This is a genomic window from Paenibacillus wynnii (genome assembly GCF_000757885.1).
Classification (GTDB): domain Bacteria; phylum Bacillota; class Bacilli; order Paenibacillales; family Paenibacillaceae; genus Paenibacillus_AQ; species Paenibacillus_AQ wynnii.
Window position 1 is genome coordinate 1,245,702 of sequence record NZ_JQCR01000003.1, and the last position, 22,385, is coordinate 1,268,086.

Consider the following 22,385-nt stretch of genomic DNA (forward strand, 5'->3'; position numbering starts at 1 on the left):
AGGGATTCCCCCTTAATTCTCATGAGGGAACCCCTATATCTCATTTAGAAATCAAACAGTTTTTTTCGAAGGGCATATTCTACAAGTTCTGGACGGCTTTTCAATTGAAGCTTCTCCATAATTTTGGCTTTGTGTGCTTCAACCGTTTTTACCGATACAAACAGCTTTTCAGCGATTTCCTTATTCCCATAACCTTTAGCGATTAGAGGCAGAATTTCCGTTTCACGCGTGGATAGAATTTTATAAGGATCGTTCTCGTTGCTTCCCTGATCCTTCTTGATATAATCTTTGACCAATGAGGTTGCCATTTGCGGATGAATATAAGTCCCGCCTTTATACACCATACGTATAGCAGAAAGCAGCTCCTCGTCCGGTGCATTTTTCAATACATACCCTGAAGCGCCGCTCTTAAGTACATGAAACAAATACTCTTCATCATCATACATCGTTAGAATGATGATTTTGGTCTCGGGATAATCACTGCTTATTTTTCCCGTAGCGATCAGTCCGCTTTCACCAGGGGGCATACTTAAATCCATTAACAGGATATCTGGGTGGTGCTTTCCTACCATCAGGTAGGCTTCCCTGCCGTCCGCAGCAGTCGCCACAACCTCCATATCCGCCTGATAGTTTAGTATCATTGAAAATCCGCTCCGAACAACAGCATGATCATCCACAATAACGATTCTCATTGAAGGGCTTCCTCCCGGGTTCTAACCTCTGCCAGCGGAATGTATAGTTGAATGGTAGTTCCCTTCCCGATATCAGACATTAGAGTCAACTGGCCATTCACTAATTCCGACCGTTCCCGCATTCCATATAGACCCAGCCCGGTACCTTTCACTTCACCGGAATCCAGAATAAAGCCGCCCCCCTCATCCCGTACAATTAGCTGTAGATATCCGTTCTGTTCAAATAATTTAACATAGACCTGATCTGTGTCTGCATACTTAAGCGCATTCAACACGGCTTCCTGACAAACTCGGTACACTACTGTTTCAACTTCACTGCTATAACGGGCAGCTGATAGTTCTGCTGAGAAATCAATGAGTACTCCGTAATTCTTTTCGATACCTTTGAAGTGTGAACGGAAGGCTGCTTCTAGACCCAGATCATCTAACGAAGCCGGACGCAGCTCAACAGACAAATGGCGGATATCATCGAGCAGCCTTGTAATGGAAATCTCGGTTTGCTGTATTTTCCGCAGAACATCCTCATTGACGTTCATATATTTGATGACACGCAAATCAACCAGTGAACTAAGCAATTCTTGAGCCACACTATCATGCAGCTCCCGAGAAATGCGTTTGCGTTCATCTTCCTGAGCCTTAATAATATATTTCAGCATCTTCGACTGGTATAACTTTTCCTGTGTCTGAAATTGCTTGGTTAGATTAAGCAGCATGAAAATACGGGTTCCGCTAGTCTCATCAATCATATGACAACTGGCTGCATAAGGAACAACCCCCTGATTCCGTGTCTTTAAATAAACCTGGAAAGAGGAGAAGTCTTCCTTCGAGTTTACCAAATAACAATTGCAGCAGGACATTGCCTCTTGTTCGCTCATATAACCTTGGCAGGACTGACAAAGTGAGTTTTCTTCTTTTCGGTACATCCTTTCGATTACATCGGTATCAAGTATGTTTTCAGCAGCCGGATTCATAGCCAGAACCTTACCATCCCTATCAATAAAAAAGATTGCTTCAATGCTATTTTCATACATTTTACCTAACAATATAGTCAACCTATCATCGGTGAGTGGGATCATTCTATTACCCTCTCCTTTGCATACAGGGAACCAAATTCGGGGCCAATCTCCTCTTGGATCAAATGAAACAAAGCCTCGGTTAAGGCATTCTCCTGACGAAAGCCGAATAACAGTACACCCATTACGCGGTTATAGCTCCATAGGGGGAGTGCTCCCAAGCTTTGAAGTCGTTCCGCCACTATAATGGGGTAATTAAATAAGTCTTTGGCTCCGATATCCATATTTACATTCTTCATAAGCAGGGGTTTCCCCGTTTTGAATACTACACCGGCGATCCCTCTGCCTGATTGAAGTACAATCCGTTTATATCGATTGTTAATATTTCCGGAAACGAATTGCCAAGTTAGGACAAACCGATCCTCAGCAGGCTGCACTAATGCAACTGACACAAAGTCCAAGCCAAATTGGCTTCGAAGGTTGTTAATCTCCTTCTGGTAATTATACCTCGGCTCATCATTCATATCCTGGGCTCCCTTGGATGAAGAAAAGAAGGCAGCCATTGCCTTCTTCTTCTACCCTTAATGTTTACGATTCTTTCTATACAGAATATAACTTCTACCCACATAATTCAATGGAACACTCCATACATGTACGAGTCTGGTGAAAGGCCACAGGGCAAAGATCAGAAACCCGGACAAAATATGAATCTTAAAGGTAATCGGTACCTGCAGCATATATAGGGGATCAGGACGTAGAATTAATAAATCACGAAACCAGACCGATATGGTGGAGCGATAATCAAAAGCGGGCTCTACACTTTTACCGGCGAAAATAGTACTGTACAAGCCCATTAATACGATAAAGAGCAGCAATACATTAACTAGTCGATCCGATACAGAGCTTAGCCTACGTACCCCCTTATGGGTGAAACGGCGGGACGTAAGAATGACCATACCACCGAGCGTTAGAAAACCAAATATAGCTCCAATATACTGGGCTCCAAAATGATACATATGATCCGTTACACCTATCGCATGCATCCACGACTTTGGAATCCCCAGCCCGACGATATGTCCGGCGATGACCGGCATAACCCCTAGATGGAACATCATGCTACCGATTCTCAACTGTTTTTTCTCTATGAATTCGCTAGATTTAGCTGTCCAGCTGAATTGATCTACACGATAGCGATAGATATGACCTACCACAAATACAACCATACACATATAGGGGAATATCACCCATAGGAATTGATCAACCATGCTCATGAATAGATGCCTCCTGCCTTACACAAGCCTTGAAGGTTTCACGAAGTGCTTTTATCAAATCATAATAAGGACTATCAAACTGCTGCAAAGCTTTAAGAAGATGATAGGTCCCGTCCTCCATGACTGCCAGGATCAGTCCCAGACTCTCTTGTGCCCGTGGGTCACCTCTCCAATCCACAGCGTATAGAAACTCGCACATCAACGGCAGATAGTCAGACAACTCATCATTCGCCATATGAAGCCCATAGGTTTGGTAGACTGATTTGATATTCGCAAGCATTTGCCCGCGTTCCTTAGCTTCTTCCAGTTTAGAATAGGTCATATACAAGGTTGATTTCTTCTGAAAGTCAAAGGTATGCACATACATTTCTTCGATTTCCTCCATGCTGTATTGATGCATACGATCCCAAAACCTTTTTATATATTCATATACAGGGTTAGAAGAATCTATATACTCCTCCAGAACAGAGGGGTGATAGTCAAGCTTGTCGGGATAGGTTAAGTGCTGCACGAAGAATCCGAACACACGTTTACGCTCATACAGCTTCTCGAGATTAATCACGCCATATTCCCCCATAGAAATTTTCTTCATAAAGCTCTTGACCGCTTTTGCCAACCGTCGGACTTACAGGCCCACAGCCGTTGCATTCCAGTCCAAAGCCTTCAGAGCCTTGTGCACGGTAAACATCCATATGATTCTCTTTATGCGAGGTTGGAATGACAAATCGGTCCTCATATTTAGCAATGGCCAACAGACGGTACATCTGCTCAATCTGATGTGCAGTTAGACCTACTCTTACCAAACGATTTGCATCAAAGGGTTTCCCGGAAGATTTGGCACGCATATAGGAACGCATCATTGCCATTTTTTGAAGGGCTTCCTTCACTGTAACGGTGTCTCCTGCGGTCAGTAAATTGGCTAAGTACTGAACCGGTAGACGCATCTCTTCTATCGCCGGAAAGATCATATCCGGGTTCTCGATCGAATCCTTGCCTTCGAAGTAATTCATGATCGGGCTAAGCGGCGGCACATACCAGACCATAGGCAGTGTGCGATATTCAGGATGAAGCGGGAAAGCGAGCTTATATTCAATAGCTAATTTATAGACAGGTGAGTTTTGAGCGGATTCGATCCATTCCTCCGATATTCCATCCTTACGCGCTTGCTCGATGACAGCAGGATCACTCGGATCAAGGAACAGGTCTAACTGGGCTTGATACAAATCTTTCTCATCCGGCGTTGATGCAGCTTCTAATACTTTATCAGCATCGTATAAAAGCACACCGAGATAACGAATGCGTCCTGTGCAGGTTTCGGAGCAAACGGTAGGAAGTCCAGCCTCAATCCGCGGGAAACAGAAGGTGCATTTCTCCGCCTTATTGGTTTGCCAGTTGAAATAGACTTTTTTGTACGGACATCCTGTCATACAATAGCGCCAGCCCCGGCACGCCTCTTGATCCACTAATACGATTCCATCTTCGTCACGCTTATACATGGCACCTGATGGGCATGAAGCTACACAACTTGGATTTAAGCAATGCTCACAAAGACGCGGTAAATACATCATAAAAGTCTGCTCGAAATTAAAGACGATTTCCTCTTCAATCTTCTCGATATTCGGGTCTTTCGGTCCGGTTACGTGACCACCCGCCAGATCGTCCTCCCAGTTAGGACCCCATTTCAAATCCATGGTATCTCCCGTAATGACAGACTTGGGACGAGCCACTGGCTGATGTTTTTTCTCCCCGGATTGGGTTAGATGTTCATAGTTATAAGTCCAAGGCTCATAATAGTCCTTCATTTCCGGCATGTCCGGGTTGTGAAATATTTTGCCTAATGCGATTTTTGATAACTTAGTTCCCGACTTCAACTCCAGCTTGCCTTTTTTGAGCGTCCATCCGCCTTTATACTTCTCCTGATCCTCCCAGCGAACTGGATATCCTATACCCGGTTTGGTCTCCACGTTATTGAACCACATATACTCGGCACCCGAACGATTGGTCCATGTGCTTTTACAGGTCACACTACACGTATGGCAGCCGATGCATTTATCCAGATTCATTACCATAGCTACTTGTGCTTTAATCTTCAAGCCAGTTCACCTCCTTCATTTTGCGGACAGCTACATAAACATCCCGTTGATTCCCGATTGGACCGTAATAGTTAAATCCATAGCTAAGCTGTGCATATCCCCCTACCATCTGAGTAGGCTTGACATGGATCTTCGTTGGTGCGTTATGGCTTCCCCCGCGATCGTTCGTAATCTCAGACCCTGGTACGTTAATGTGCTTATCCTGCGCATGGTACATGAACATGGTTCCTTTTGGCATACGATGACTCACTACCGCTCGTGCAGTCACTACCCCATTACGGTTGTACACCTCTAGCCAATCATTATCCTCAATAGCATGGGCTGCAGCATCGTCATTATTGATCCAGACCGTTGGTCCTCCGCGGAAAAGAGTAAGCATATGCAGATTATCCTGATAAGTACTGTGAATATTCCACTTCCCATGCGGTGTTAAATAACGAAGGACAAGCGAATCTTGGCCTCCAATAATTTGTTTGTCCCGCGGCCCGAATACCATGGGTGGAAGTGTCGGTTTGTACACAGGTAATGCTTCTCCAAATTGCAGAAAAATCTCATGATCCACATAAAAATGTTGTCTACCTGTTAAGGTTCGGAAAGGTACCAACCTTTCAATATTCGTGGTAAACGGTGAGTAACGTCTGCCCATTTTATTGGAACCGCTAAAGACAGGTGTTGGTATGACTTCACGCGGCTGAGCAGTGATGCTTTGGAACGTAATCCTTTCGGCTGCGCGGTCAGCTGATATGTCTTTTAGAGCCACCCCTGTGTCCTGTTCTGCTGATTCCCAAGCTCGTTGCGACACCTTTCCGTTCGTAGCCGAGGATATATTCAGAATGGCATCGGCAACCTGACGAGCCGTATGAAGTTTTGGCAGCCCATTTTTGATCGTTTCATCGAAATAGGTTCCGTTAATTTTCTTTAACTCCTCATACTCCTCTGCTACCGAAAAGCTGACCCCGTGAGCACCCACCTTGCCTGTAGCAAGAAGAGGGCCTAGTGTTACATATTTATCGTAAATTTTCGTATAATCCCGTTCTACTATCGACAAATGAGGCATTGTTTTCCCGGGAACGGCTTCTATTTCACCCTTCCGCCAATCCTTTACTTCGCCGTAGGGTTGAGAAATTTCACTCACAGAGTCATGCCCTAAAGGTGTAGTAACTAGATCCTTATAAATGCCCGGAAGATAGGTTTTAGCTAGTTCCGAAAAGGTTTGTGAAAGACCGCGATAAATATCCCAGTCCGAACGTGACTCCCAAAGAGGATCTATCGCCGGATTAAAAGGATGCACAAAGGGGTGCATATCCGTAGATGACAGATCTGTTTTCTCATACCAGGTAGCCGCAGGTAATACAATATCTGCGTACATCGGTGTGGAGGTCATCCGGAAATCCAGTGCGACCAGCAGATCCAGCTTCCCTTCGACATTGTCACGCCAGATGATTTCCTCCGGTTTTTCATCCTCGTTTGGATTAGACAACAATCCATCTGCCGCACCCAGCAAATGCTTCATGAAATATTCCTGTCCTTTGGCAGAGCTTGATATGAGATTTGAACGCCATACAAATAGGGAACGCGGGAAGTTTTCCGGTGCGTCCGGGTCTTCAACGGCGAAGCGAGTATCACCGGAGGTGATTTGCTCCAGCGTAAGTTTTACAATCTCCTCGTTGGTCGTCTTTCCTTGCTGCGCAGCTTCCTCCGCAAAAACTAGGCTGTTCTTATTAAACTGCGGATAGGATGGGAGCCAGCCTAAGCGAGCAGCTAGCACATTATAATCTGCCGGATGTTGGTACCGAATGTCCCCCCCCGTTGGCGATTTCAAAGAATCGGCACCCATCTCTTCATACTTCCATTGATCCGTAGCAAAGTAGAAAAACGAAGTGGCATTCTGCTGACGCGGCGGTCCCTGCCAGTCTTTGGCAAAGGCTACTGTGGACCAGCCTTCAATCGGACGGCACTTTTCTTGACCTACATAATGCGCCCAGCCACCGCCATTAACCCCTTGTGAAGCTGTAAGGATAACCAAGTTAAGGATCGAGCGATAGATGGTGTCACTGTTGAACCAGTGGTTGATCCCAGCACCCATGATGATCATCGAGCGACCGCCGGTATCCAGCGCATTTTGGGCAAATTCACGAGCGATTTGCACGACTATTGATGGCTTGACACCTGTTATTTTTTCTTGCCAAGCTGGGGTGTAGAAAGAGGCTTCATCTTGGTAGCTTTTTGCCTCCAGATCACTACCCGTCCGTGCCACACCGTATTGGCTCATCATAAGATCAAAGACGGTGGCAACTAGTCGCTCTGAACCGTCCGCCATGACTACCTTTTTAGCTGGAATGGGACGTTTGAAGGTTCCGTTAGCAGAGTTATCAAAGAAAGGAAAGATAATGGTCTGCCAATCCGAATCGTGGGCCTCAACAGACATGGCTGGTTGAATTACTGAGCCGTCCTCACGCTCCAAGATGAGATTCCATTTCTTATCCTTTTCCCAGCGTTGGCCGACCGTTCCGTTCGGAATCGTAATCTCACTTGTTGCTTCATCAAAAATGACGGGCTTCCACTCTGCATGCTGTGAGGTACCTCCAAGGTCACTTGCCCGTAAGAAGCGACCTGCCTTGTAATCTCCCTCATATTCCTCCAACAAGATAAGAAAAGGCATATCTGTATATTGTTTTGCGTAGTTCAGGAACATAGGCTCCTGACGCTCTTTATAGAATTCATTAAGAATGACATGCGTCATCGCCTGGGCAATTGCTGCATCCGTCCCGGGATTCGGGGCCAGCCAATTGTCCGCAAACTTTACGTTTTCGGCATAATCCGGTGCAATGGAGACAACCTTTGTCCCCTTATAACGAACCTCAGTCATAAAATGCGCATCCGGTGTACGTGTTAGCGGCACATTTGAGCCCCACATCATGATATAACCGGCATTATACCAGTCACTGGATTCGGGCACATCCGTTTGCTCGCCCCAAATTTGCGGGGAGGCTGGCGGTAAGTCCGCATACCAATCATAAAAACTGAGCATCTGTCCGCCTATTAGAGTTAAAAAACGTGCACCTGACGCGTAGCTAATCATAGACATGGCAGGAATAGGTGTGAAACCGGCAATCCGATCAGGTCCATATTTGCGAATCGTATAAATTAATTGGGCTGCAATTAATGCGTTTGCATCCTGCCAGGATACGCGTACATGACCGCCTTTGCCGCGTGCTTTTTTATAGGAGGTAGCTTTCTCAGGATCTTCAACAATACTTGCCCAAGCTGCAATAGGGTCTGCGGTATCGCTTAAGGCCTGTTTCCATAACCGCCATAACCGCCCCCGCATATATGGATATTTCACACGAAGAGGGCTGTATTCATACCAGGAAAATGAAGCGCCGCGAGGACAGCCGCGGGGTTCGAATTCAGGCATATCCGGTCCACAGGAGGGATAATCGATCTGTTGATTTTCCCAGGTTATAATTCCATTCTTCACGAATACCTTCCAGCTGCACGAGCCCGTGCAGTTTACTCCGTGAGTCGTCCGCACCACTTTATCGTGAGACCAGCGCTTTCGGTACATATCCTCCCAATCTCTGCTTTTCTCTTCGAGCACAGACCAGTTATCCGAATAGCTTTCTAAAGGTTTAAAGAACTTTAGTCCAAACTTTCCCTTCATTGGATATGACCACTCCTTCGGTAGAATGACAAGGATTTGGGGGATCAAATAATTGCCTATTCTTATACATCCATTATCAAATAGCGCGCGGTGGGTTCCTATTAGGGAAAGTCCTATATATACAGCAGAAAGACCCATGCTCAAATGCATGGGCCCATCAATTTATGTATATCAATCATTGTTGAATGATTGCAACAGAAAGCACTAAAAACTGCACAGCACCGATAATTTCAATAATCCCCACTTTCCAAGGCCTCACGATTTCACCCGCGAAAATGAAAGACCGTACCGTAGAGAATATAAATGCAATGAACAACCATGGAAGTCCCACTATAAAAGGAATGATGAGCACAACAACATGATATATTCGTGAATAGTTAATCCAACGCAGGTTCTTTCGTTCACGAAATACGGATTTCACAAAAAACACACTGCCCATGAAGTGTAAGAAACTGAACAACATGATCAAAGCCATCGTTCGATCCCAGCCTCCCCCACTTAGTAAGTAGGCTGCCGGTCCTCCAACAGAGAAGATTAGTATGGCACAAATATTATTCAGCATCGCTCGCTCGGACTTATGTTTGGTATGCCAAATATTGATCATCAGCAGTCCTAGCAGCAAGGGTCCGAAATAAAATAATGACGGGTTAAGAATTACTGACGGAATCAAGCAAAGAAGAGAAATCGCTCCGTAAATCAGTCCCCATCTCAACCAATGCTCACGGTTAGTAGTCCTTTTTAATAATTGAAGAAATGGATACGAAGATAAATATAGGAATAACCACCCCATAAATAACGGCAAGTGCAGCCATTGCGGTTGCCCAGCCATCATCCCGAATAGAAAAGGAACACTGACCATCGCCCACGCGCCGTGTTCATGTGGGATCACAAACCCTTTGGTTTTCATAGCATCACTACCCCCTAAAGGCCTAAAATGAATATGCTAGAAATATCATAAACCACCGGATTTAACTCCCTTATGCGCCTACGCACATTTGCTTGCAAAAATTGTAGTGCTCAGAGAAAGTAAAGTTGTAAACTCTAATCAAATAAACCCAGTCAGAACACGAAAAATAAAGTGTTAGACTGGGTTTATTTGATTGTACTATTGTATCCGATAGCTTAATGATTATCAGCAAGTGATTACACCACTAATCTCTCAAGAGCAAGAGCAACACCATCGTTATCATTTGAATCAGTTACGTGGGCTGCACAATTTTTTAGTTCAATTATCGCGTTCTCCATTGCGATCGGAAATCCGCACATTTGGAATAGTCCTAAATCGTTAAAGTCATCTCCGAATACCATTACATTTTCTGACTTCACTCCGATATCATTAAGTACCCATTGTACGGCTTCTTCCTTTGATGCTGATTTTTGCATGATTTGAACTAATACCCCTCCATCGGTTGCGATTACGTTCACATGGTCGCCGAATTGCTCTATAATATTCCTCCATGTGCTGTAACCTTGAACCAATATTTTGGTTGGGGAGAGTGAACTAATAAAATCATTATCCTTAACCTGGGGTTTCGGATCATTCGAACGGAGACCGAATTGAGCACGCTGGGAGTCGGGAACTGGTGTACACGCATACCATGAATCATTATCCTCGTATGAAATTAACGATTGAGGAGCATGTAACTCAATGAATTTGTTAATCTGTTGACTAATCTCATTTGGGATACTAATGTGCCGCTGAGTTTGCTTAGACTTGCACGTTATTAGAGCACCATTGTAATAAACCAAGTAGTCTACAAAAGGAAAATTATTTACAAATTGATTAGCCGCTCTAGGCGGTCGCGCCGTGGCAACAATAATATGAATTCCAGAATCATAACATCTTTTAACAGTCTCATAATTTCTTGGTGATATGGATTTGTCACTGCAGAGCAATGTTCCGTCCAAGTCTAATACAATTGCCTGTATGTCCGACATCTGCATCTCTCCTCACAAATAATTGTTCCAATAATATCCTAATTTCAGGAGAGATGCTAGACTCACTATTGAATTAACCTGCCCGTTCAGTCAAAGGATGCTACGATAAGACTATATATCTCGTTTTTCATACTCAAAGGTTTCTTTACAAGAGTAAATTTCATGGAAAAATCCCTTATACGGGATATCGTCTTCCAAACATTTTATGAGATACGACAGTTCCTCGTCACAGTCCGGTTCCTCACCGGTGTTTTGCATTACCTCGAATGCATCAACAATATTTTCCATAAGGGTTACTTTGATAAATAAGGGCAATTTATCCAACATCGAATTTTCGATCTTGGTCTCGGATCTGTATCCCGCGAGGACTGTCTCAAAATAATCATCCATAAATTTTTTGCGTTTACCGGCATCTGGTTCAAATTGTATCCAGCCCACTCCGTGTGTCCAGAGACTTGCCAGGTCAAACATATACCAACCGAAACACGAATTATCGAAATCATATACGGTTATTTGCCCGGTATCAAAATCTATCGAATAATTCCCATCATTATAATCAAAATGGATCATACCGAAATTCTCCTGGTTTCTGTCCAATCCTTCTAAGGTTTTAAGCAGCTCTACCAGCTTCTCCTTTAGCAGAGATAAGGATCCGGGTATCAGTTTATCAATATATTCGGCATTGTATTTGTCAAAAAAACTATACCGGCGACGGACAGGCATATACCCTTTCGATATTTGGTGCATTTTTCCCAGGACTTTACCGCAATTATAATAATATTCGGTAATTGGAACTCCTTCCCGGTAGCGGTAATTACTTTCTACAAGCATTTTCCCCTTAGCCTTTTCAAACAGGCAGATAAAAAGGGTGTTGTTATTGTAGTTGATTTCCTCGAGCAGATTCCCCTTCCGGGAGCTGATTACATTTGAGACACTGCCTCCATGCTCAAATAAATACCGAATATATTCCACCTCGCCTAGGAAATCTTCCCGGCTCCTGTCAGGTAAGAAAGCGATTCTAAGTATTTTTGAATTGCTCCCCTCTTTCTCACAGGTATATACGACATTCCGCCCTCCGTCATGTGCCGGAATCAGCTGGATTTCATAGCCATCTAATCCGAACAACTCCGATACTACTGTAAGTAAATAGGTATCTTCGATTGAAACAACCTCGTTATAATTCATACTAGCCCCTTTTCACACAGCATTTATTTTTGTTACTATCAATAAAAACGTACCACAATAGCGTCACGCTCAATGGACTTTTTTGATCATTTTAAGTGTACCTCACTCTAATAGGGGCAAACCATTCCATTTGACAATATTGGCCATCATACGCTTCCGTATCGATTTTTTCTAAAAATAATTCTCTATTAAGAAGCTCATATCTCCCTTTATTCTCCTCTGAAAGCCTATCGATAGCCTTATATAGCGCCTCTGCGCGTAGTTCGTCAATCTCTTCGTAATGATGGTTCCCAATATAGCGAAAGCCGACGCACAAGGAAGCAGGGACGGTGTCGCCTGTATAGCCATCAGGAATATCATTCAGATTTTTTACGCGCATAGAGGGTAGATAGTACGTCCAACTAAGAGATGGATCAGGTATCCTCGTTAGACCGTAATAGATATTGGGTTCTACTGGATTAGACACGTTATGCCGCTTGTTCCACCAAAACTGCTTGGCAGCTTCGGGTGCTTTTGTCAGCGCTTCAGCGATCTCAATTCGATGCATTCGCCCGATTAAATGAAAGGATGGAATCATAACCATATGCGGCCCGTACACCACATTTCCGCAAACATTGTACTTTGGAAACAGATGAAGAGGAGGGGTTACGTGAATGTTTCTACCGGAATGTCTGCATTCGCCAGGCGTAAGCCCATATTCCCGTTTAAACGCGCGTATGTAGGTTTGCTCATGTTCATAACCGCATTCGATAGCAATGTCGAGGACCCGTTTCTCGGTTAGTATCAAATTCTCCAAGCTGGCGGCCAGCTTTCGTGAGCGGATATAGCTTTGTAGCGGCACGCCGAAAGCGAACTTGAAGAGTCGACGCAAATGAACAATGGAGATCTGGAGATCGGCCAGATATTCTGTCTCCCTAGTACCAGAAACATTTTCTTCTATTCGTGATAGGAGCACAGATAGAAGCTTGTATGGTTCCATAAACATGACACACTCCTAGGATAATTTTTGTTCCTTTTAATAAGTATAATAGAAAACTCTATGGAGCATTTGTCTCAGAAGAAAAATTGCAACTTTTGGGCGATGTCTCAGGAAAAAAGATGCTGGAAATAGGCTGTGGAAGCGGTCAATCCTTGCCGTATCTAGGGGATCGCAAAGCCTCTGAACAATATTAGGAGAGGTTTCATTGTCTTTAACTTCGCATCCTGCTAAATATTTCCCTTCTTCTTTCCATCTATCAAAATTTCCACTGACATCACTCATTGCTCCCCAAATCCCAACAATTGTTTCCTTCGGTATCTAACTTTGCAAGATTGCTGATCTTTTTGCCAATAACTGAAAACCGCTGTTTTTCAATTATTTTCACCACCATATTTAGTATATTTTACCACAGTATGCTTGCGAGGGATTATTCAACTATTCTGTCTGTTAGTTCAAAGCCTTGCGGTCAGTACAACTATCTTTCTCAGCCTCTGACTGCTAACTCACATATCCTCATTTGTAAGGGCTAATGGGGAATGAACTCTAAATGATTCGCTTAAAATCAGTCTAAAACCTTCTATTAGAAGGTTTTAGACTGATAGATTCAACTAGCGTTCCTGTTAGCGTATTGTTTCAAACCTTCCTAATGGTTTGTGGCTATTGACCTCCGAACTCTTTTTTCTTCATTCTTATACCCAATATGATGAAAGCAACATAGATTAGGATGGCAATCGAATCGATTAACGTATCCGTAAGTGACGAAACATCATAAAAAGCCGTTACGCCGAGAATGACCATCAGACGAACGAGCAGAAGTGACGCGATCGTCCATGCAGCAGACTGGATCTTCGATCGGTCGCTTTGAAAGGACAGGATAATGAATACAATACCGAAGACCAGATTTTCTGTGGTAATAATGTGCCAGACATACCTAATTATTATCCGCGTATCCATAGCTATATCATTAACAAAGAGCATTGGTAGTACAGCGGATTGCCCGTTCCAAGCGTGTGTAACGGCAAACAGTATCGCAAGAACGCCAGCAATCAGATAATAATAATTCTTAATTTTGATTTCCATCACAATCCTCCTTAGTTATTCCAGAATCCTTCTTGTGAAGATCCCGGTAAATCTCCCGAACGAACACTGCCAGCCGCTGGTCACTTTCATAATTAAAGTCCCTTAGCGTTTCAACTGCTACGTCGAGCAACTGACTGACCTTTTCAAGATGTGCAATTTTCTTGCTCATTTCTGCTTTTTTGGCAACAAGGAATTCAGCGACCTTCTGGTAATAAGCAGGATCTACACTCTGCATTCTGTGGAACTGAAACTTCCCCTTGATTTCTTCTAGAGAAAAGTCCGCATACTGCATGATTTGAATATTTATCAAATCGACGAGGTCGTCCTTTGAATACCTGCGGTAAGAATTTTGTTCCCGGGACGGCGATACGATTCCAATACGGTCATAGTACCGAAGCGTATCCTTCGGAATATCAAGTATCTGCGAAACCTCCGTATCCAAGCAATCTTTACAGCTATCCAGCCCGTTAACGTAATAGAGCTGCCGTTCGTGTCGGCAGCTTCGTTCCGGATGCTCATCAGCATATAATCACAAAACCACTCCTTCAACATTGGAGTGGTTTCTTATATAGAACTTCTATTTTATCTAACTTGCTATCTTGTCTGTTTATATATTACGCTTAATAATTGCCCTATATACGAATTTGGGTAAGGCTGACTGTCTACGCCACCTTGATTTTTGTCCTTTAGCAACGGGAACGGTAAGTAATCTATGTAGCCACTCTAAATTTAATTTCTTCCAAAACGTTGGTGTAGGTTTTACCTTCCCTGCTATTACGTCCAAACTTCCACCTACTCCAAAAACAACCTTAACATCGATAAGTGTTCGTTTGTGCTTATAAATCCATTTATCAGAATATGGGGCTCCCATAGCCAAAATCAGAATATTTGGCTTAGTTTGCTGAATTTCATGAAGAATATTAAATTCTTCTTCTTCTGTAAAGAAACCATTTTTTCGACCTGAGATTGTTATATTAGGATAAAGTTTGCCTATTACCTCTACAGCTTTTCTGCTTGTAACTTCATCTGTCCCAAGGAAATAAAAACTCCATCCAAGTGTGTTCCCCTTGTCTAACAGACGAAGTAGCAGATCATACCCTGTAACTCTTTCTTGAATAGGTTCACCTTTCCTTTTGGAAGCAAGAACAATTCCTATTCCATCAGGTGTAACCAAATCAGCCTCACTTATGATTTCTTGAAGATGTTTATCCGTTTGATTAGCTATCGTTATCTCGGGATTCGCTGTAATCAAGTGAAACAATTTAGATGTTTCTTTTTGGATATGTTCAGTCAGTTGATTTGTCGTTTCATCAAGGGTCAGTTTGGAAAAAGGAATCCCCAATATATTAACAGTACCTTCCACGTTATCACCTTCACTAAAGAGTATATTGCAATTTTACCATAACAAGGAAACATCATGTATTTTATCAATTTATCTCAAAGTCGGTCGATGGATGTGCCTACGGCATATGTGGAAACGACATGCACCAAAAAGATGTCCCCCCCCCGACCTTACTTTACAACATTTTCTGAACTCCTAGAATGCATTCTAAGGTTTGTTTGAATCCTAGAAGCCCACCACGCATTCCGCTCCCACTTGATGCATCGGCTGGGCGGGGATTTTTTATTGGCATTCGCCCAGGCGCCCTTTCCACGAATGCATATGATGATTATGCCTACTCATTGAAAGGAGCGATCACATATGGGATTATTTCCAACACCGGGAACCGGCGGAGGATTTCCGGGATTCCCGGGCGGACCTGGCGTGCCGGGAGGACCGGGGTTTCCAGGTGGATTTCCCGGAGGATTTCCGGGGACTCCGGGAGGTGCACCGGGAGGCATTCAAGCGCCGACGGCTCCTCCACCACAATTCGTACCGCAAATGTCGGCCACCACATTTGCCATCGACCCCGGCGGGATCAGACGCTGCCTGTTCCGCAACACATACATTTGGCAGAACAACGGCGAGCAATTTTGGTTCTTCCCGGTATTCGTCGGGCGTAATTCTATTGCAGGGTTCAGATGGTTCGGTTTCTTCTGGGCGTACTTCGGCATCGATTTGAAACGGATTCGCTCGTTCACGTGCTTCTAAGGCAGACAGCGAAAGAGAACAGCCTGTGGGCTGTTCTCTTTGTTGACGCTAACGGGAAGAATACTAAATCATATTGAGGGAGTTTAATTAATTGCCGAACCCTCCATCTTCCGTAGCATTCTTAATGACTTCCTCCACTTGTGGTAATATTCCCGCTCCGCTGCTTCTTTTAAGTCTGAAGGATTATACATGGTTTTCTCCTCAATTCCTCTCTTGTTTGTTCTATATGAGTGTTTTGGTTATAATAAAATCTATTTGTTCTTCATCGCCCATATAAAAAGAGTGGGCTCCTGTTTGGACAAATCCCATTTTTTTATAAAAGGTAATTGCGCTTTCGTTTTTTTCCCAAACCCCTAGCCATATTTTTTCTTTATTACGTTCTATCGCTATTTCTATAGCTTTATATATTAGATATTTACCAAGCCCCTTTTTATAAAATTTTTTCTTTATATAAATCCTCTCGATTTCAAGCGAAACATTATCCATTATTTCAGTTTGATCTTCACTAGTGTTTAGCTTTAAATACCCAGCAATTTCCGAATATAAATAAATAAAATAGAATTCTGAAGAGGTATATGATAATTCTTTTTCTAATTGTTGTAAGTTAAATGCTTTTTCCAAGTAGGCTTTCATATTATTACGTGAGTTTTGATTCTTAAAGGTCTCATTAAATGTTTCAACACTAATTTCTTGAAGTAATTCTAGATCTTCAAATGTGCACTTTTTTATATATATAGTCATTTTTCATCCTCCTTTTACGAATCAATAATTTCTCTTGTTTCCCTTTTTTACGAACTCCCAGTCTTTTTCTACATTTTTTCTGACTCTTTCAAGCAGGTTTAGCATCATTTCTACTTCACTTTCGGAAAATCCAGATAGTGCGACCCTATTAGAATAATCGTTTTCCCTTTTTATATCAGGGTATACCGTCATCCCTTTCTCTGTAGGAATTAGTTTTTTAATTTTCTGGTTATATGGATCATCATTCTTTTCAATAAATCCATTAATCTCCAGTTTTTTTATAGCACGAGCAGCTGTTGTTCGGTCTACCTTTATCATTTCGGCTAACTTTTCTTGAATTATCCCTGGATTTTCGCATATTCGTACGAGATATAAGTACTGACCTTTTGTAAGGTCATATTTTTTAAATTCTATATTACTTACAGAATCCAAAGCCCTTGCAATCATTCCAACCTCACGTAAAATATCCTTCATATTTGCAACCTCACTAGTATTTTATTTTCCGTACGCAGTAAAAAAATAGTACCTTAGTTTTGTTGTATTTGCAACAATATTTCAACAGGATGGGTCGGTCATGTCTGCAAGATCAAATGGATGCTAGATGGGAGATTTTAGGTAGATTTGTTCATTGGAAAATGATACATTATTTTGGGATCAAATAGCGCAGAGTGTTCGTGTTTGATATGTGTTATTGGGATAACGCGCAAGTCGGGATAAATGTTTAGGCTCATATTATTTATATTGGGGGAGGGTAACGGCATGGACAAAAATTCTGATTATAGAACAAACATTATTGGCGCTGGCGAGGTTGGCAGTGCCATCTCGGTCGACATGGACAAGAATTCTATACATAAAACAAACAGCATCTTTTGGGATACAAAAGGAAATGAAGTCTTAGGAGCAACCGCGCTGCCTCTCTATGGAGCATTTGTCTCAGAAGAAAAATGCCACCTTTTTGGCGATGTCTCAGGAAAAAAGATACTGGAAATAGGCTGTGGAAGCGGTCAATCCTTGCAGTATCTGGGGGACCGTAAAGCATCTGAACTATGGGGTATGGATTTATCAGAAAAACAAATCGAAAAGACAAAACACCATTTGACGTCGTGCGGTCTTTCAGCAACACTGATCTGTTCTCCCATGGAAGAAGAATGTGGAATACCGGAAGATTATTTTGACTTCGTTTGTTCGATTTATGCCATAGGCTGGACCACCGATCTAGAGGGTACTTTTTGCCGGATCGCTTCTTACCTAAAAAAAGACGGCGTATTCATCTTCAGTTGGTCTCATCCTATACACAAATGTGTTGTTGCAGAAAATAATATACTTGCTTTTAAAAAATGTTATTTTGATGAATCTTGGTATTCGGTATCACTTGATGAAGATACGCTAACATTATCGGACCGTAAACTATCAACCTATGTGAATGCGCTCTCAAAAGCGGGATTTGTAATTGAGCAAATGATTGAGCAATCTGATGATGAGATTATGCAATCGCGGGACGATAACAGTGATTTTGCAAAAAAAGCAAAGATGCTTCCTGTAACTTTTGTAATTAAAGCAAGAAAACTATAGTATCCGATAGAGGGTTCTGCATATTTGTCATTAGAATATGTGGTCCCTTTATATTTAACTATCGTGTCCCGTTAGCGCAACGAGATTACACTTAGCCCTTTTTCTTGCTTGCTCTCATGAAAAAGAAGGAAATCGCCACAATTACTATTGCAACTACGATATATAAATCAATATCCTGCTCAAACATAAACCACATCTTGTGTTCTAAGTTTACTTGTTGTTTTGGTCGAAATCCTTCACCGAATAGTTCTGTTGCTTGGTTAAGGTTATTCATTTCAATAGTAGAACTGCACGGACTACTGCTTAATTCGCCAGCCACTTCGCTAATGTATATTAAGTATTTATTGCCTTCTTTGAAATCAAAACCCCAAGTGTAGTCCGTTGCGAGTATAATTTGAGAGTCAACTTCAGTCTTCCAACTTCGTTCAACATCTACTAATATGTATCTAATTTTCTCTTTTGACCCCGTAAATCCCTCTTGCTTCAAATCGACCCTTATTTGTATCACTTCACCGTAAACAGCTCCACTATATTCCTCTAACGCTTCTTGGGGGCTTCCCACCTCAACACAGGACAAAGCGCTAGCATCTTGTCCATTTGATATAAAAAATACGGAAGTGAATAGTAATATTAACGTGAGTAAACGAAAATTCAATTTACCACCTGCTCTCATGATATTATTTCATACCATCTTTTTTGACTTCTTCAACAGATGAAATGCTAGCAATAAAAAAGAGTCGCACCAACATTATGGGCAACTCTTTGTCGGTGATTAGTGTTCAAGCTCAGTATAAATTTGAAAGGTCACGCCGAATTTATCGGTTACATCACCAAATCCAGGGCTGAAAGGTTCTTCTCTAAACGGCATATTGACTTGCCCTCCTTGCCGCAAAGCTTCAAAAATACGTTTTGATTTTTCTACTTCGTTCGAAGTAATACAAATGGTTACCCGTTTCCCGTTTTCAATAGGTGATCCGCCTGGAGCATCCGAAAACATAAGTTCCGTTACACCGACTTTTAACTTGGCGTGCGCTACAAGACTCCTCAGATCATCAGTGAACGTATTGGGCATGTCCGGCATATCACCGTAAGTAACCATGGAGAGAATTTCTGCATCTAAGGCTTGTTCATAAAACTGAATGGCTTCCTTTACGCGTCCCTCCAAAGTAATATAAGGGGTAAGTTTTACCGTCATAAGATTGTTCCTCCTCGAGTTTTGATTCGATTGTGATTCATAAGTATAGACGATCCGGCCAACTTAAAATCATCGGTATATATTGAAAAAATCCTGATTTGCGTCCAAACCTGTCGGCAATCCAAATCGAACAAATAATTCAGAATCAATAAAATGATGGATATGAGCAATCTTGTCATGCTTTACCTCGAGGATCTGAATGCTCCAAGGAGTCAGCAACCCATCTCGTCCGTTGGGTACATACTGAGCAAAAGCGGGACTATTCCCGTTAGCCCGGATCGGCAATAACCGGGAATCCAGACAATGGCTGCGTGTTGTATTGTAAAAGGACGATAGATTCGAGCTGCCACGAACCCACATCGTAAATGGCGGCATCGATAAGCTGCCGTTCTCGTGGAACAATGCTAACAACGCTTCGATGTCGTACTGCTCGAAAGCTTCCATATATCGTGCAAGCAGTTGTTGATCTGCCTGGACATCCCCCCCTTGTAAATCATCGGACCGAAGATTCGATTGAGCGATCGTCGCCCGTGCTCGTTGCAAAGCGCTGTTGACGGCTGCGGCGGTCATCCCCATCGCATCCGCTACCTCATTAGCAGACCATCGGAAGACATCAAGCAGGATCAGTACGGCGCGTTGCCGAGGTGGCAATAATTGCATGATCGCTATAAAAGATAATCGAATGGTTTCTCTGCTTATCACTATATTGACCGGGTCGTAAGCGGTATCGGGGGCGGGCCATACCCAAGAATTTCGAGCCATACTGTCCCTTGGTTCCATAATAATAGCAGCTGGTTCTGAGAGATCCATCGGAAGTGCCCGGCGCTTTGCATTCCTTAGCCTATCCAAACAAACATTGGTAGCAATCCGATACATCCAAGCTTTACGGGAAGAATGCTGACGGATCTGGTCCCAGTTCTGCCAGACGCGGAGCATGGTATCCTGCACCGCATCTTCCGCCTCAAAAATGGATCCCATCATCCGATAACAATAACCGATGAGTTCAGAACGCAACTCCTCGATCAGGTCTATTTCTCCATGCTTTTGGCTCATTTTGCTTCCCTCCATTTTGGGCGCTCAAAAAAGCTTAAACCCTTATATCTTTGCCAGTCGGCTCACGATTCAACTTTATCGAAATGTCATCTGGCAAAGTAGTTCATAGGGTAATCGCACCGCATTCTTTCAAGATATCCTCTGCATAATGCAACGTTTCTGGGTCGTCAATCCTGTCAAGCCTTTGCAAGATCACTGGAATAAATTCCGTTAAATCCACAGTTTTACTGGAAGCGTGCAGAATCTTTACAGCTTGTAGAAAATCCTCCTGCCCATCCGATTGCAACAGATTCAGAAGATATTTTCTACCCGCGTTAAAAGAAGTTTTGCAGATTAGCTGAATGGCTATGGTCCGATTTTTTGGGCTTTGCTCCGCAATATTTTTCAAAAAACCGAGGGTTGGCTGAGAGATTTTCTTAAACTTGAACATTCCATCAAGCGCTTTAACTTGGATTTCTTCGTTTGGAGCGCTCTGATAAATCTGGATCAGCGCATTCTCATCACCCGGCATTCGGCTGCCAAACCAACCACTTTCATAATCTAGAATAATTTCATCCAGCCAGCGCTCATACCAGTCCAGAAAGCTATCTTCGTAGACAAAGAAAAAGGGATGATCGGGAATGAATTCGGAGGTGTACACAATTCTCCCCCTGTGTTCCCCTTCAAGTACGAGATACATATCGTATTCGCAGCCCTGGGTGCCTATGCACAACATACCGCCCAGCACCTTATTACAGACATCATCGTATTCCGTTGCGGGAATGTCCTCATCATTGGTCAGGGGTTCCGTCAGAAGGTTCCATTCCTCTTTGGTCATTCCAGGATGCAGAACGGATTTTGCAAGGAGTGCCTGGCAATCGGTATAAGAAGCTGCCTTTTCGATCGAATAAATCCCATAATAGGGCCCTGCGCCTCCGTTTCCGACTTTCGTTAAAAACTGTGCGTAAGGCTCAGGAAGTGTTACCTGATTGTGGGCTTGCCAGTCCGCAAGCTTTTTTGCTGTAAACTTCCTATTAACCCTGTATTGATGTGAGGATGCTCCAAACTCCGAGAAAGCTGTGTCTTTACGCTTGGCTTGATGCAGCTTGTTTTTTATTCGATCCAGTTGCGTTTCTTTCTTCCCAAACCACATATTTGAACCCTCCTATTGACTACAGCCAGTTTTCCTTTGTTTGCTTATCCAGCAATTTCAGCAGAAGCGGTAATCGGTATTCTCCGTACTCCTCTGTATATGGTTTATACCCGTAACTTTCCCTTATGATCATTTCATACTTGATTCGAGTTACACAACTAAAACTTGCCCCTACTTATAATACAGTTCCCCCCACTAGTTGAAGCGGCAAGTTTTTCTATGACTGATCTAAGAGAAACAGATAAGACTAACAACTAGGCGTGACATGAAAGAGATGTTGTATTTTTCGCTACCATGAATCTCAAAAAAATACCACCTAGCATTAACGCTCAGGTGGATCGGGTGGAAAGACACGCCACATCTCCGGTTTAACAAACAATAGTAGTACTAATAGACTTGATAAACAGATCAATCAGAAAACCTTTTATCTATCCTCTCCGCCAACGTCGTAATCAACTCAATGTCTTGTTCTGTTAAATGATCAAGAAAATGTTTGCGTATTGCCTTTGCGACTATGGGACGAGAATCAATCACTGCTGATTTCCCAGCGGGAGTAATATTGACTTGAACCCCATTACCTAATTCAACTAACAAACCTAATATTCCATAATCACCCTCTGATAGTCCAGTGTGCTCGGACATGTCTTTTACTACACGCATTTTATTTGGGGTATCGTGATTAGTT

24 protein-coding genes and 1 pseudogene are annotated in these 22,385 nt (G+C 42.9%); 2 read left to right on the top strand and 23 right to left on the bottom strand.

Going from position 1 to position 22,385, the window contains the following annotated elements; genetic code table 11:
- Nucleotides 1-44 precede the first annotated feature (44 nt).
- From PWYN_RS21095 to PWYN_RS21160, 16 genes are all read right to left on the bottom strand, one after another.
- Nucleotides 45-692, bottom strand: a complete 648-nt coding sequence (locus PWYN_RS21095; protein WP_036655935.1) for a response regulator transcription factor — start codon at nt 690-692, stop codon at nt 45-47.
- On the bottom strand, nt 689-1,768 hold the full coding sequence (locus tag PWYN_RS21100) for a sensor histidine kinase (protein ID WP_036655937.1): 1,080 nt from the start codon (nt 1,766-1,768) through the stop codon (nt 689-691). Before PWYN_RS21100 ends, PWYN_RS21095 begins: the two co-directional genes overlap by 4 nt.
- Nucleotides 1,765-2,268 carry a GAF domain-containing protein gene (locus PWYN_RS21105; RefSeq protein WP_240479805.1) on the bottom strand — a complete coding sequence of 168 codons (504 nt, stop codon included), beginning with the start codon at nt 2,266-2,268 and terminating at the stop codon, nt 1,765-1,767. Before PWYN_RS21105 ends, PWYN_RS21100 begins: the two co-directional genes overlap by 4 nt.
- An 18-nt stretch (nt 2,269-2,286) precedes the next feature.
- Nucleotides 2,287-2,976, bottom strand: a complete 690-nt coding sequence (gene narI / locus PWYN_RS21110) for a respiratory nitrate reductase subunit gamma (RefSeq protein WP_036655939.1) — start codon at nt 2,974-2,976, stop codon at nt 2,287-2,289.
- Nucleotides 2,963-3,538, bottom strand: coding sequence for a nitrate reductase molybdenum cofactor assembly chaperone (gene narJ / locus PWYN_RS21115; protein WP_036655941.1), 576 nt, complete (start codon nt 3,536-3,538; stop codon nt 2,963-2,965). The genes narI and narJ overlap by 14 nt, the downstream gene beginning before the upstream one ends.
- Nucleotides 3,531-5,069 carry a nitrate reductase subunit beta gene (narH, locus tag PWYN_RS21120; protein ID WP_036655943.1) on the bottom strand — a complete coding sequence of 513 codons (1,539 nt, stop codon included), beginning with the start codon at nt 5,067-5,069 and terminating at the stop codon, nt 3,531-3,533. The genes narJ and narH overlap by 8 nt, the downstream gene beginning before the upstream one ends.
- Nucleotides 5,059-8,733 carry a nitrate reductase subunit alpha gene (locus tag PWYN_RS21125; protein WP_036655945.1) on the bottom strand — a complete coding sequence of 1,225 codons (3,675 nt, stop codon included), beginning with the start codon at nt 8,731-8,733 and terminating at the stop codon, nt 5,059-5,061. Before PWYN_RS21125 ends, narH begins: the two co-directional genes overlap by 11 nt.
- Nucleotides 8,734-8,908: 175 nt before the next feature.
- Nucleotides 8,909-9,640, bottom strand: coding sequence for a YwiC-like family protein (locus PWYN_RS21130; RefSeq protein ID WP_036655947.1), 732 nt, complete (start codon nt 9,638-9,640; stop codon nt 8,909-8,911).
- Nucleotides 9,641-9,876: 236 nt separating this feature from the next.
- A complete protein-coding gene (locus PWYN_RS21135; RefSeq protein ID WP_169744139.1) occupies nt 9,877-10,671 on the bottom strand; it encodes a Cof-type HAD-IIB family hydrolase in 795 nt (264 codons plus the stop codon).
- Between the two features lie 111 nt (nt 10,672-10,782).
- Nucleotides 10,783-11,856 (bottom strand): phosphotransferase enzyme family protein, encoded by a 1,074-nt coding sequence (locus PWYN_RS21140; RefSeq protein ID WP_084146854.1) that lies wholly within the window; start codon nt 11,854-11,856, stop codon nt 10,783-10,785.
- Between the two features lie 91 nt (nt 11,857-11,947).
- Entirely contained in the window at nt 11,948-12,835 is an 888-nt protein-coding gene (locus PWYN_RS21145) for a helix-turn-helix domain-containing protein (RefSeq protein ID WP_169744140.1), read from the bottom strand.
- Between the two features lie 36 nt (nt 12,836-12,871).
- Nucleotides 12,872-13,117, bottom strand: a complete 246-nt coding sequence (locus PWYN_RS30730) for a hypothetical protein (RefSeq protein WP_205622781.1) — start codon at nt 13,115-13,117, stop codon at nt 12,872-12,874.
- A gap of 375 nt (nt 13,118-13,492) precedes the next feature.
- Entirely contained in the window at nt 13,493-13,915 is a 423-nt protein-coding gene (locus tag PWYN_RS21150; protein WP_205622782.1) for a hypothetical protein, read from the bottom strand.
- A complete protein-coding gene (locus PWYN_RS21155; RefSeq protein ID WP_240479857.1) occupies nt 13,899-14,327 on the bottom strand; it encodes a MerR family transcriptional regulator in 429 nt (142 codons plus the stop codon). Before PWYN_RS21155 ends, PWYN_RS21150 begins: the two co-directional genes overlap by 17 nt.
- Nucleotides 14,222-14,440, bottom strand: coding sequence for a hypothetical protein (locus PWYN_RS30115; RefSeq protein ID WP_240479872.1), 219 nt, complete (start codon nt 14,438-14,440; stop codon nt 14,222-14,224). Before PWYN_RS30115 ends, PWYN_RS21155 begins: the two co-directional genes overlap by 106 nt.
- 82 nt (nt 14,441-14,522) lie before the next feature.
- Nucleotides 14,523-15,278: a WecB/TagA/CpsF family glycosyltransferase gene (locus PWYN_RS21160; RefSeq protein WP_036655953.1), complete on the bottom strand. Its 756-nt coding sequence runs from the start codon at nt 15,276-15,278 to the stop codon at nt 14,523-14,525.
- 339 nt (nt 15,279-15,617) lie between these two features.
- On the opposite strand from PWYN_RS21160, the gene PWYN_RS21165 reads away from it, so the two are divergent.
- Nucleotides 15,618-16,007 (top strand): hypothetical protein, encoded by a 390-nt coding sequence (locus PWYN_RS21165; protein WP_036655956.1) that lies wholly within the window; start codon nt 15,618-15,620, stop codon nt 16,005-16,007.
- Nucleotides 16,008-16,229: 222 nt separating this feature from the next.
- On the opposite strand, the gene paiA is transcribed toward PWYN_RS21165, so the two are convergent.
- Nucleotides 16,230-16,748 carry a spermidine/spermine N(1)-acetyltransferase gene (paiA, locus tag PWYN_RS21170; protein WP_036655958.1) on the bottom strand — a complete coding sequence of 173 codons (519 nt, stop codon included), beginning with the start codon at nt 16,746-16,748 and terminating at the stop codon, nt 16,230-16,232.
- A 21-nt stretch (nt 16,749-16,769) separates the two neighbouring features.
- A complete protein-coding gene (locus tag PWYN_RS21175; protein ID WP_036655961.1) occupies nt 16,770-17,222 on the bottom strand; it encodes a MarR family winged helix-turn-helix transcriptional regulator in 453 nt (150 codons plus the stop codon).
- A 285-nt stretch (nt 17,223-17,507) separates the two neighbouring features.
- Between PWYN_RS21175 and PWYN_RS21180 the strand changes: the two genes are divergently transcribed.
- Entirely contained in the window at nt 17,508-18,320 is an 813-nt protein-coding gene (locus PWYN_RS21180) for a class I SAM-dependent methyltransferase (RefSeq protein WP_036655965.1), read from the top strand.
- A gap of 91 nt (nt 18,321-18,411) precedes the next feature.
- Here the strand turns inward: PWYN_RS21180 and PWYN_RS21185 are convergent, their stop codons facing one another.
- The 5 genes and pseudogenes from PWYN_RS21185 to PWYN_RS21205 form a co-directional block, all read right to left on the bottom strand.
- Nucleotides 18,412-18,975, bottom strand: a complete 564-nt coding sequence (locus PWYN_RS21185) for a hypothetical protein (RefSeq protein ID WP_036655969.1) — start codon at nt 18,973-18,975, stop codon at nt 18,412-18,414.
- Between the two features lie 117 nt (nt 18,976-19,092).
- The gene (locus tag PWYN_RS21190) at nt 19,093-19,515 is read right to left on the bottom strand and encodes a VOC family protein (protein ID WP_036655972.1); all 423 of its coding nucleotides are present in this window, start codon (nt 19,513-19,515) and stop codon (nt 19,093-19,095) included.
- Between the two features lie 69 nt (nt 19,516-19,584).
- Nucleotides 19,585-20,568, bottom strand: coding sequence for a sigma-70 family RNA polymerase sigma factor (locus PWYN_RS21195; RefSeq protein ID WP_036655974.1), 984 nt, complete (start codon nt 20,566-20,568; stop codon nt 19,585-19,587).
- 106 nt (nt 20,569-20,674) lie between these two features.
- Nucleotides 20,675-21,700: pseudogene (locus PWYN_RS21200) on the bottom strand (SMI1/KNR4 family protein); the annotation flags it as partial.
- A 408-nt stretch (nt 21,701-22,108) separates the two neighbouring features.
- Entirely contained in the window at nt 22,109-22,360 is a 252-nt protein-coding gene (locus PWYN_RS21205) for a hypothetical protein (RefSeq protein WP_052088245.1), read from the bottom strand.
- Nucleotides 22,361-22,385 lie beyond the last annotated feature (25 nt).